The 11,893-nt window shown below is 60.6% G+C and carries 10 protein-coding genes; 6 read left to right on the top strand and 4 right to left on the bottom strand.

Annotation, left to right across the window (positions count from 1 at the left end; genetic code table 11):
• Entirely contained in the window at positions 1–1,014 is a 1,014-nt protein-coding gene (gene hemB, locus MF6394_RS26000) for a porphobilinogen synthase (RefSeq protein WP_032894586.1), read from the top strand.
• Positions 1,015–1,032: 18 nt separating this feature from the next.
• The gene (gene ppk1, locus MF6394_RS25995; protein ID WP_032894587.1) at positions 1,033–3,255 is read left to right on the top strand and encodes a polyphosphate kinase 1; all 2,223 of its coding nucleotides are present in this window, start codon (positions 1,033–1,035) and stop codon (positions 3,253–3,255) included.
• A gap of 137 nt (positions 3,256–3,392) precedes the next feature.
• On the opposite strand, the gene ppx is transcribed toward ppk1, so the two are convergent.
• Positions 3,393–4,895 (bottom strand): exopolyphosphatase, encoded by a 1,503-nt coding sequence (gene ppx / locus MF6394_RS25990; protein ID WP_044269760.1) that lies wholly within the window; start codon positions 4,893–4,895, stop codon positions 3,393–3,395.
• A 479-nt stretch (positions 4,896–5,374) separates the two neighbouring features.
• Here ppx and MF6394_RS25985 point away from each other — a divergent pair, with 479 nt between their 5' ends.
• From MF6394_RS25985 to MF6394_RS25970, 4 genes are all read left to right on the top strand, one after another.
• Positions 5,375–6,022 (top strand): DUF1120 domain-containing protein, encoded by a 648-nt coding sequence (locus MF6394_RS25985; protein WP_078467842.1) that lies wholly within the window; start codon positions 5,375–5,377, stop codon positions 6,020–6,022.
• Positions 6,023–6,198: 176 nt separating this feature from the next.
• Positions 6,199–6,828: a fimbria/pilus chaperone family protein gene (locus MF6394_RS25980; RefSeq protein ID WP_044269865.1), complete on the top strand. Its 630-nt coding sequence runs from the start codon at positions 6,199–6,201 to the stop codon at positions 6,826–6,828.
• Between the two features lie 7 nt (positions 6,829–6,835).
• Entirely contained in the window at positions 6,836–9,334 is a 2,499-nt protein-coding gene (locus MF6394_RS25975; RefSeq protein WP_238597318.1) for a fimbria/pilus outer membrane usher protein, read from the top strand.
• Complete coding sequence (locus MF6394_RS25970; RefSeq protein ID WP_411829316.1) at positions 9,300–9,875, top strand: hypothetical protein; 576 nt, start codon at positions 9,300–9,302, stop codon at positions 9,873–9,875. Before MF6394_RS25975 ends, MF6394_RS25970 begins: the two co-directional genes overlap by 35 nt.
• Here MF6394_RS25970 and MF6394_RS25965 read toward each other — a convergent pair.
• From MF6394_RS25965 to MF6394_RS25955, 3 genes are read right to left on the bottom strand one after another with little or no spacing between them, the layout of a single operon-like run.
• Positions 9,847–10,584 (bottom strand): amino acid ABC transporter ATP-binding protein, encoded by a 738-nt coding sequence (locus tag MF6394_RS25965; RefSeq protein ID WP_032894589.1) that lies wholly within the window; start codon positions 10,582–10,584, stop codon positions 9,847–9,849. The genes MF6394_RS25970 and MF6394_RS25965 overlap by 29 nt on opposite strands.
• The gene (locus MF6394_RS25960; RefSeq protein WP_078467841.1) at positions 10,571–11,221 is read right to left on the bottom strand and encodes an amino acid ABC transporter permease; all 651 of its coding nucleotides are present in this window, start codon (positions 11,219–11,221) and stop codon (positions 10,571–10,573) included. The genes MF6394_RS25965 and MF6394_RS25960 overlap by 14 nt, the downstream gene beginning before the upstream one ends.
• Positions 11,218–11,886 carry an amino acid ABC transporter permease gene (locus tag MF6394_RS25955; RefSeq protein WP_017736949.1) on the bottom strand — a complete coding sequence of 223 codons (669 nt, stop codon included), beginning with the start codon at positions 11,884–11,886 and terminating at the stop codon, positions 11,218–11,220. The genes MF6394_RS25960 and MF6394_RS25955 overlap by 4 nt, the downstream gene beginning before the upstream one ends.
• Positions 11,887–11,893: the final 7 nt, after the last annotated feature.

Below are 11,893 nucleotides of genomic sequence, written 5' to 3'. Positions count from 1 at the left end.
GTGAGCTTTACCCCTGCCAATCGCCTGTTCCCCGCCACCCGTCTGCGTCGCAATCGTCGTGATGATTTTTCTCGTCGCCTGGTACGTGAAAATGTACTGACCACGAATGATCTGATCCTGCCGGTTTTCGTGCTTGACGGTGAAAATCGTCGGGAAGCGGTGGCGTCGATGCCGGGTGTGGAGCGTCTGACCATTGATTTGTTGCTTGAAGAAGCGGCGAATTGGGTCGAGTTGGGCATTCCGGCGCTGGCGCTGTTTCCGGTGACTCCGGCGGAACTCAAGTCCCTGGACGCCGCTGAAGCCTGGAACCCCGAAGGGATTGCCCAGCGTGCCACCCGTGCCCTGCGCGAGCGCTTCCCGGAACTGGGGGTGATCACCGACGTGGCGCTGGACCCGTTCACCACTCACGGCCAGGATGGCATTCTTGACGAAGACGGTTATGTTCAGAACGACATCACCGTCGATGCACTGGTCAAGCAGGCGTTGTCCCACGCCGCGGCAGGCGCCCAGGTGGTTGCACCGTCTGACATGATGGACGGACGCATCCAGGCGATCCGCGAAGCCCTTGAGCTGGCTGGCCACGTCAATGTACGGATCATGGCCTACTCGGCCAAATACGCCAGCGCCTACTACGGCCCATTCCGCGATGCGGTAGGCTCGGCGCTGAACCTGGGCAAGGCCAACAAGGCCTCGTACCAGATGGACCCGGCCAACAGCCAAGAGGCCCTGCACGAAGTGGCAGCCGACCTGGCCGAAGGCGCCGATATGGTGATGGTCAAGCCGGGGATGCCCTACCTGGACATTCTTTACCGGGTCAAAGAGGAATTCAAAGTGCCGACCTTTGTCTATCAGGTCAGCGGTGAATACGCCATGCACATGGCGGCAATCCAGAATGGTTGGTTGAGTGAAGGGGTGATCCTCGAATCCCTGACTGCCTTTAAACGTGCCGGCGCTGATGGCATTCTGACCTACTTCGCCGCCCGCGCCGCCCAATTGCTTAGAGAGCAACAATAGCCCTCACAGGAACACTCGATGAATACCGAAGGACTCTCAGAAGTTGCCGTAAAAGACGCTCACCCGGTGGTTGAACAAGTCGCCCAGACCCCGCCGGAGCTGGAGCCCGCACCGCCTGCGGTGGTGGCTGAAGCTCCCGCGCCGGCGCCGGTGCCCGTGGTCACCAACCTGGATGACAGCAGCCTGTACATCCACCGCGAGTTGTCACAACTGCAATTCAACATCCGTGTGCTCGAGCAGGCGCTGGATGAGTCCTACCCCTTGCTGGAGCGGCTGAAATTCCTGCTGATCTTCTCCAGCAACCTGGACGAGTTCTTCGAGATCCGTGTTGCCGGCCTCAAGAAGCAGATCACCTTCGCCCGTGAACAAGCCGGTGCCGACGGCCTGCAACCGCACCAGGCCCTGGCGCGCATCAGTGAACTGGTGCACGGCCATGTGGACCGCCAGTACGCGATCCTCAACGATATCCTGCTGCCGGAACTGGAAAAGCATCAGGTCCGCTTCATTCGTCGTCGTCACTGGACCGCCAAGATCAAGACCTGGGTGCGCCGTTACTTCCGGGACGAGATTTCGCCGATCATCACGCCTATCGGCCTCGACCCGACGCACCCGTTCCCCTTGCTGGTGAACAAGAGCCTCAACTTCATCGTCGAGCTTGAAGGTATCGACGCCTTTGGCCGCGACTCGGGCCTGGCGATCATCCCGGCACCGCGTCTGTTGCCACGCATCATCAAGGTACCGGAAGAGGTGGGTGGCGCTGGCGACAACTATGTATTCCTGTCGTCGATGATCCACGCGCACGCCGATGACCTGTTCCAGGGCATGAAGGTCAAGGGCTGCTATCAGTTCCGCCTGACCCGTAACGCCGACCTGGCGCTGGACTCCGAAGACGTCGAAGACTTGGCCCGTGCCCTGCGTGGCGAGCTGTTCTCACGGCGCTACGGCGACGCGGTGCGCCTGGAAGTGGCGGACACCTGCCCCAAACACCTGTCGGACTACCTGCTCAAGCAGTTCAACCTGGCAGAGTCGGAGCTGTACCAGGTCAACGGCCCCGTGAACCTGACGCGCCTGTTCAGCATCACCGGCTTGGACAGCCACCCGGAGCTGCAATACAAGCCGTTCACCCCGCAGATCCCGAAACTTTTGCAAAACAGCGAGAACATCTTCAGCGTGGTGAGCAAGCAGGACATCCTGCTGCTGCACCCCTTCGAGTCGTTCACCCCGGTGGTCGACCTGTTGCGCCAGGCCGCCAAAGACCCGCATGTGCTGGCCGTGCGCCAGACCCTGTACCGCAGCGGCGCCAACTCGGAAATCGTCGATGCGCTGGTGGATGCGGCGCGTAACGGCAAGGAAGTCACCGCGGTGATCGAGCTGCGTGCACGTTTCGACGAAGAGTCCAACCTGCAACTGGCCAGCCGCTTGCAAGCGGCCGGTGCGGTGGTGATCTACGGCGTGGTCGGCTTCAAGACCCACGCCAAGATGATGCTGATCCTGCGCCGTGAAGCCGGTGAGATCGTGCGCTACGCCCACTTGGGTACCGGCAACTATCACGCCGGCAACGCCAAGCTCTACACCGACTACAGTTTGCTGACGTCCGACGACGCGCTGTGCGAAGACGTCGGCAAATTGTTCAGCCAGTTGATCGGCATGGGCAAGACCTTGCGCATGAAGAAACTGCTGCACGCGCCGTTCACGCTCAAGAAGGGCATGCTCGACATGATTGCCCGTGAGACCCAGTTCGCCCTTGATGGCAAACCTGCGCACATCATCGCCAAGTTCAACTCGCTGACCGACCCGAAGATCATCCGCGCGTTGTACAAGGCCAGTCAGTCCGGTGTGCGCATCGACCTGGTGGTGCGTGGCATGTGCTGCCTGCGTCCCGGCATTGTGGGCGTGTCGCATAACATCCACGTGCGCTCGATCATTGGCCGCTTCCTGGAGCACACCCGCGTGTTCTACTTCCTCAATGGTGGCGAAGAGCAGATGTTCCTCTCCAGCGCCGACTGGATGGAGCGCAACCTCGACAAGCGCGTGGAGACCTGCTTCCCGGTGGAAGGCAAGAAGTTGATCATGCGGGTCAAGAAGGAGCTGGAAAGCTACCTGACCGACAACACCCACAGCTGGAGCTTGCAGTCGGATGGGCGCTACGTGCGTAATACCCCGACCGGCAACCAGAACCCGCGCAGCGCGCAGGCGACGTTGTTGGAGAAGTTGGGTAGCCCGATTCTTGCGGTGAACTAAAACCCAACGCAGTTCAAAAGGTGGGAGCGGGCTTGCCCGCGATAGCGGTAGGTCAGTCAAAGATGCATTGGCTGACACTCCGTCATCGCGGGCAAGCCCGCTCCCACATGTGTTTTGCAGAATGCTTTTAGATTTGCTTAGCGCAGGTTCAGGCTGAACCCTACCCGCGTCAGCCATTCCGCTTCCTGGGCGAAGTCCGCCTGGGTCAGCTGGTTTTCATCCAGCCAGCCTTTGGGGAACATCACTTCCAGGCTGTCGCCATCGGCGCGCAGTTTGACCTGAGGCATTTCCTGGGTGCCACGGATGTGGTGGAACAGGATTGCAAAGCGCAGCAGCGCACACAGGCGGATCAGCTTGATGCCGTCTTTACCGAACTCGGCAAACTTGTCCTTGGGAATATTGCGACGATGACCGCGCACCAACAGCGCGAGCATTTGCTGGTCTTCCCGTGAGAAACCGGCCAGGTCCGAGTGTTCGATCAGGTAGGCGCCGTGCTTGTGGTAATGGTAGTGGGCGATGTCCAGGCCCACTTCGTGCACCTTGGCTGCCCAGCCCAATAGCTCGCGCCAGACGCCGTCTTCCAGGTCCCAGTCCTCGGCCACCTGGTCAAAGGCGTGCAAGGCTTTGCGCTCCACACGGGCGGCTTGTTCCAGGTCGACGTGGTAACGCTCCATCAGCGAGCTGAGGGTGCGCTCGCGCACGTCTTCATGGTGATGACGGCCCAGCAGATCGTAGAGCACACCTTCGCGCAGGGCGCCGTCACAGTGGTCCATGCGTTGCAGTTCGAGAGCGTCGAAGATCGCTTCGAGAATCGCCAGGCCCGCAGGGAAAATGGCGCGACGGTCGGGCTTGATGCCGTCGAAGTCGATTTTCTCTGCATCCCCCAGCTTGAACAGCTTGCGCTTGAGCCACGCCAGGCCTTCGGCGTTCACCTCGCCGGTGCCATGGCCGCCGGCTTTCAAGGCCAGGCCAATGGCACGGATGGTGCCGGACGAGCCGATGGCTTCATCCCAGGTCAGGCGGTGCAGGGCATGTTCGATGCTCATGATTTCCAGGCGCGCTGCGGTGTAAGCCTGGGCGTAGCGCGCCGGGGTGATCTTGCCATCCTTGAAATAACGCTGGGTGAAACTCACGCACCCCATCTGCAGGCTTTCACGCAGCAGTGGTTCGAAACGCTGGCCGATGATGAACTCGGTGCTACCGCCGCCAATGTCGGCCACCAGGCGTTTGCCGGGGGTATCGGCCAGGGTGTGGGACACGCCGAGGTAGATCAGGCGCGCCTCTTCACGGCCCGAGATGACTTCCACCGGATGCCCGAGGATTTCCTCGGCGCGATGGATGAACTCGTTGCGGTTGCGCGCTTCGCGCAAGGCGTTGGTGCCTACGATACGCACCGCGCCAGGGGGCATGCCGTTGATCAACTGGGCGAAACGCTTGAGGCAATCGAGCCCGCGCTGCATGGATTCTTCATTGAGCTTGCGCTCGTCGTCGATCCCGGCGGCCAGTTGCACTTTCTCGCCGAGCCGCTCAAGGATGCGGATCTCGCCGTTCTGGGCCTTGGCCACGACCATATGAAAGCTGTTGGAGCCCAGGTCGATGGCGGCGATCAAGGACAGATTCTTGGCTTGGGATTGCGGCATGGTTTGGGGATCTCGGTCGATAACCTTGCCATCGTGCCACGATCGACCGCTGACGCCAACGCGTTGTGCTTCGGTAATTGGCCCGATGTTGCCCGCGGGGAAATATCTGGGAAGTGTAGGGCGGCTTCGCGCACTTTAAGCGAATAGGTAATCCGATACTGTAAGACGTTTTAACTGTATGTCGTCGTAAGTTGCGTACGACACTGCCTACAAGTAATCGGGGTAGTAGATGATTTGGTTGCAGGTAGAGGACTACTTTGCTGGTGGAATAAAGTCGCTTCCAGACTTAATAGAGGCCACAGTAAATACCGTGTTGTCTGATTTTTTTACCAAGCACCCAAGCACCAGACTGTCAGTCGGCAATTTTGCCTGGGTGTTATTTATTTATAGTTTTGTATTACGGAAAATAAGGTGTTGGGCGATGGAGTCGCCAGAACCGAAATAAAGAACGCCTGTTAATTCCAAATGACAGGACGAACATGAAAAAGATTATTGGATTAACCGTCGGTATGGCGTGCCTGGCTGCGGCCCTCAATGCCCAGGCAACCACCAGTGCGCAGTTGGTCGTCAGGGGCACGATTACACCGGCTGCCTGCAACCTCAGCCTGGCAGGCAGTGGCATCATCGACTACGGCACGATTCGCTCGGGTGAGTTGTCCCGCACGGCATTCAACCCGCGCGAAGAGAGGACCACTTCGCTGGTGATCAATTGCGGCACCACGCCTGCCAGGTTCGGGCTCACGTTTACCGATTTGCAAGCGGGCAGCAAGGTGACGGGCATCCTCGGCGCGGGCTTCACCGAAGCACAGAACTATGGTTTGGGTATGGTGGGCGCCCGGCGTACCGGTGGCTATTCGGTCACTCTCAGGGACCTCAGGTCGTCCGGCACGACGCTGTTTCCGATCATGCGCACCGGCCTTGGGGCCTGGTACAACAGCGATGGCAAGGTGGCCCAGTCGCCCAGCCAGTACTCCTGGCGTAATGGAGCGGCGATTACCCCTGCCGCTATCAGCCAATTGACCGGCACGCTTGCGGTGAAAGCGGTGATCAATAAGGCTCAGGATCTGGATTTAAGCCGCGACATTTCCATTGATGGGCGCGCCACGCTTGTATTGAGCTACATCTAAATAACCCAAAACAGCCGATCAAGAAACTGACCCTTTCTTATTGGCTGTTTTTCTATGGGCGCGTAATTACCAATCGTCAACGGCATGAGTGAGGGGAATATTGAGTGCGTGGGTTTTTAATAAGTTGTGCGCTGTTGTGGCATCTGTTTTTCAGTACTGTTGCCGCCGCCGACGGTATGTTGCCGGAAACGACAGTGGTGGTGCTTTATGAAGAGGACGGCGAAGCTACTCTTAGTATCAAGAACACCGATGCGGGGCCGGCGCTGCTGCATTCCGTTGTTGAGAATGTGCCTGAAGACCTGGAGCCGCTGCTGATTGTCACACCGCCGGTTACCCGTGTGGAGGCAGGCGACACCCAGCTGGTGCGTTTTATCAGCACCCTGAAACAGCCGCTCAAGACCCAGCGGCTCAAGCGCGTGTCGTTCGAGGGCATACCCCAGGCGCGTGCTGCCGGTGGTGCGACCATCGGCATCACCCTGCGGCAGAATTTGCCGCTGATCCTGCACCCGCAAGGCCTGCCACGGCACCACACGCCCTGGGAGTTGTTGACGTGGAAGCGCGTCGGGGACCGGCTCAGCGTCCACAACGACAGCGCCTATGTAGTGCGCCTGGCGCCGGATGTGCAACTGCTGCCACAAGGCACACTGGCGACATTGCCGCGCACTTACATTTTGCCAGGTGAGGCATTGGTGGCGAAGGGCGAAGGTCCGTTGGGCAATGTGGCTCACGTAGAGATCCAGCCCGCCACGGTCTACGGTTTTTCGGTAGATAACTACCGAGCGCCGGTCACCACCGATGAAGGTTGATCGGTTCATGATCCCTTCGAGGCGGGGCATCGCTGGTACTGCCTGGCCCGGTCGGTCCAAGTTGTCCATCGGCTTCGCGGCGCTCTGGAGTTTGCCTGGTATCGCGACCGCACTGGAACTCGGTGAAGGGTTTGACCTGGCGGCCCTCACCACCCACGGCATAGACCCCAAGGTTGCCGATTACTTTCGCAGTGCGGCGCGCTTTCGCGAAGGTGTCCAGGTGGTGGGGTTGCGGGTCAATGGCAACCCGCTTGGGCGGGTGGATGCTCGTTTTGGTCCACAGGGGGAGTTATGTTTCACCCCTGGGTTACTGGAGAAGGCCGGGCTGGTGAAACCCGGCGCAATCCTGCAGCCAGGCGCCCGGCCAGACCAGGCCTGTCATGATTTTCTCGGCGCATTTCCAGCGACGATGGCGCGCCTGCGTCCCGGTACCGACGAAGTGGTGTTGGTGGTGCCGACCCAGGCCTTGCGCGAACCCGAGTGGGATAGCGGGGATTTTTCCCAGGGTGGCGCGGCAGCGTTGTTCAACTATGACGTGCTGGGTTACGACAGCCATTCGCGCAGCGGACCCAGCCGGTTCGTGTCGGCCCACACTGAAGCGGGTTTCAACCTCGACGATTGGATTGTCCGCAGCCGCCAGTTCTACGTGTCGGACAACGGCCAGACCCGTACCGAACACTTGCACGCTTATGCCCAGCGGGATATCGCCGCGTTGCGTTCGACGTTCCAGGCAGGCCAGCTCTCCAGTAATAACCCGCTGTTTGGCGGGATCCAACTATCGGGCGTGCAGTTCTCCCCCGATGGGCAGTCCAGAACACCCGCAGGCGGCAATCTCGCCGTGGTCGAGGGGTTGGCCCAAAGCCAATCGCGGGTCGAAATACGCCAGTCCGGTGTGTTGGTCCACAGTACGTTGGTGCCTGAAGGACCGTTCCGGCTGGCGGGCTTGCCCCTGCTCAACGCCACCAGCGACCTTGAGGTCAGCGTGATTGATGTGCGGGGCGCCAAGCGCAGTTTCGTGGTACCGGCGGCATCATTCGCGGGGGCTGCCCCGGCGGCGCCTGGTTACTATTTATCGGTGGGCGAACTGCGCAGAGCGGCGGGTGAGGAAGGGCCATCCCCGGTGATCGCCATGGCCAGTGGCACCTGGGGGCTGGGGAGCCACTCGTCTGCGGGTTTTGGCTTGTTGAGTACCGATGACTATTGGGCGGCAGGGGGCACCCTGAGCAGCGTGTTTTTCCAGCGGGTTTCTGTCAACGCACGCCATAACCTGTCCCGGGACAGCCATAAGGCCGTGTCCGGCTCACGCAGCAGCCTGTCACTGAGCAGCCCGGTCGGGGCCAATATCGACGTCAACCTCAGCGCCACCACGCAGACGCGTGGTTATCGCGAAGTCACGGAGGTGGGCCAGTCGCTCAGGGCCGATGATCTCAATTCGCACTTCAAAAACCAGTACACCGCGGGCGTGAGCTGGGCCGAACCCACGCTGGGCGTCTTTTCTTTGAATTACACCCGCAGCGCGCAATTTGGCGGGCAAACCAGCGAGCATGTGTTTGCCTCATGGAACAAGTCGTTTGGCCGGGCCGATGTGGCACTGATCGCTGACTCCCAAGTGGGCGGCTCACGGGCTCGCCGTGACGCCAACTATGCCGGTAGCCGGCGTGATCGTGCGGTAGATAACGACGTGTCCCTGCGGTTGCAGGTCAGTGTGCCCCTGGGCGGCGATCGCCGTGTGAGCAGCTACACCAGCCGCCGGGGGGAGCAATTTACCGCCGGCACTGCACTGAGCGAACGGGTCAACGAGTATGTGAACTACGAAGTGGCTGTGGAGCGTGACATGCGAGCCCGGGAGCAATCGTTGCGTGGGCAAGTGGACGTGTTGCCACGCTATGCACGAGTGGGCCTGGGCGTCAGCCGCGACCCGTTGGGTAGCAGCTACACAGGCCAGTTGCAGGGGGGCGTGGTGGCTCACGACGGCGGGCTGACCTTTTCGCCGTACAGCGTGCAGGACACGTTTGGCATCGTCTCGGTCGGCGATATCGGCTCGGCGAAAGTAGAGACGCCACAAGGCCCGGTATGGACCGACTTCAGCGGCCAGGCGGTGATCGCCGGCTTGCCGGCCTACACCAACAGCCGCGTCCAGGTGCAGACCCCTTCGTTGCCCAAGCAGGTAGACCTGAAAAACGGCACCCAGGTCATTTCGGCGGGCCGAGGCTCATTCAATCACGTGGATTTTGACGTGGTGAAAGTACGCCGGATGCTGGTGACCGCCAATGATCAGCACGGCCGGCCATTGCCTCAGGGCGCCTCGGTGTTCGGCAAGGACAATCGCTTTGTCACCAGCGTGGTGGGCGAGGGCATGATTTTTCTCAACGACGTCTCCGAGTCGCAAAACCTGAGGGTTTCATTGCCCGACTCTTCCACTTGCCTGTTGCACATCGACCCCGAGGCCAAGCCCGACAATGACAAATTCTATGAAGCTGCATCGGCGGTATGCCAGGGTGGTTAAGCGTACCAGCCTGCCCTTGGCGCTCTCTTGCATGCTGCTGGCAACGCTCGATGCGCAAGCTGAAAACTGTCGGCTATCGCTGAGCCAGTCGCACGTCGACTATGGCGCAATACGCCGCGATGCAGTGGTCGAAAACGCCGCTGTGGTGCTGGCCACTCGCACGTTCAACCTGACTGTGCTCTGCGTTGAGCCGGCGGCAATGGCCCTGCGTTTTGTCGCAGCGCCTGCCGATGGGCAAGGGTTTCGGTTTGGGCGTGAGGGGCGTTTTCGCTTGCGTCTCAAGCATGCCCAGGTCGACGGGCGAGCTGTCGGCTGGGTGTCTGCTCAAGCACCTGATGAGTCGGCCAAAGGCCAGTTGTTACCCGGCCAGGCCTTGATTGCGCGCGCCGCAGGTGTGCCGGTGACAGGGCGGCGACTCACAGCCCAGGTCGATATCGACACCGAACTGCCCTTCGATGCGTTGATGGTGCGCGGGGAGGCGCGCCTTGAAGGGCAGGGCAGTTTCGAACTGATCAGCCAGGCTGTTCCACCGAGCCAATGAAGTTGGCGAGCTCGACTGTTTGCGGGTTGGCGAACAACACCTTCGGGTCACCGGTTTCATGCACCTTGCCCTGGTGCATGAACACCAGCTTGTCGCCGACCTCACGGGCAAAACGCATTTCGTGAGTCACCATGATCAGGGTCATGCCGTCCTGGGCCAGTTGGCGCACCACGCTCAGCACTTCATTGACCAGTTCGGGGTCCAGGGCCGAGGTGATCTCATCGCACAGCAACACCTTGGGCGACATGGCCAGGGCGCGGGCAATGGCGACGCGCTGTTGCTGGCCGCCGGACAGGCGATCGGGAAAGGCGTCGAACTTCTCGCCCAGCCCGACCCGGTCCAGCATCTGCCTGGCCAATACGGCGGCCTTGGCCTTGGGCACTTTTTGCACCACTTGCGGCGCCAGCATCACGTTCTCGCCCACGGTCAGGTGCGGGAACAGGTTGAATTGCTGGAAGACCATGCCGACCTTTTGCCGCAGGCTGCGCAGGTCGGCGCGGGCGGCGTCGAGGTATTCGCCATCGACTTCGATGACGCCGTCGTTGATCGACTCCAGGCCATTGAGGGTGCGCAGCAAGGTGGACTTGCCCGAGCCGCTGCGGCCGATGATCGCCACCACCTGGCCTTCGTCCACCGTCAGGTCGATGCCCTTGAGTACGTGGTGATCGCCGTAATACTTATGCAGGGCAGAAATTCTAAGCAGAGGCATGCAGTCTCCTTTCCAGGTAGCGCGCACTGAGGGACAAGGGATAACAGAGCAAAAAGTAACCGAGGGCCACCAGGCCATAGACCATGAAGGGCTCAAAGGTGGCGTTGGCGAGCATGCCGCCTGTCTTGGTCAGTTCGGTGAAGCCGATGATCGAGGTCACGGCAGTGCCTTTGACCACCTGCACCGAAAAGCCCACCGTCGGCGCGACAGCAATACGCAATGCCTGTGGCAGGATCACATAGCGCAGTTGTTCAAGCGGGTTGAGGGCCAGGCTGGCCGAGGCTTCCCATTGGCCGTAGGCAATGGAGTCGACGCAGCCGCGCCATATTTCAGCCAGGTAGGCGCTGGTAAACAGGGTCAAGGCAATCGCCGCTGCCAGCCAAGGCGATATGTCCACGCCAAGCAGCGCAACGCCGAAAAACACCAGGAACAGCTGCATCAGCAGCGGCGTGCCCTGGAACAGTTCGATATAGGTGCGGGCCATATTGCGTGGGAACGCTTTGCGGCTGATGCGCAGGGTCATCACCAGTAAGCCGATCAGGCCGCCGCCCACAAACGCCACCAATGACAGCAGCAGCGTCCATTGCAGGCCGGTCAGCAGGTTGCGCACGATGTCCCAGAACGAAAAATCACTCATCGGCTGTTCCTCATGACAAACCGTCGGCCGATCCAGTTGAGCAATTGGCGAATCATCAGCGCCATGCACAGGTACACCAGGGTGGTCAGGGCATAGGTTTCAAAGGCGCGGAAATTACGCGACTGGATAAAGTTGGCGGCAAAGCTCAGCTCTTCAGTGGCGATCTGCGAACACACCGCCGAACCGAGCATCACGATGATGATCTGGCTGCTCAGGGCCGGCCACACCTTGCCCAGGGCCGGTAGCAGCACCACATGGCGGAACGCCTCGAAGCGCGTCATTGCCAGCGCCGCGGCCGCCTCCAGTTGCCCGCGTGGGATGGCCTGGATGCCCGCACGGATGATCTCGGTGGAGTACGCCCCCAGGTTGATCACCATCGCCAGCACGGCGGCTTGCCACTCGGTGATTTTCAACCCCAGGGACGGCAGGCCGAAGAAGATAAAAAACAGTTGCACCAGGAACGGCGTGTTGCGGATCAACTCGACATACACTCCAAAGAACCATGCAAACGGCTGGATCTTCCACGCCCGTACTACCGCGCCGACAGTGCCCAGGGCCACGCCGAGGATGGCGCCAATGGCCGTCAGTTCAAGGGTGAACAGCGCGCCGCGCAGGAGCAGGTCGGTATTGGCCAGCACCGGCACAAAGTCGAATTGATAGGCCATCTTTGAG

Source organism: Pseudomonas sp. MF6394 (genome assembly GCF_002018845.1).
GTDB lineage: Bacteria > Pseudomonadota > Gammaproteobacteria > Pseudomonadales > Pseudomonadaceae > Aquipseudomonas > Aquipseudomonas lactis.
This window is presented reverse-complemented; position numbering and strand designations above follow the sequence as displayed.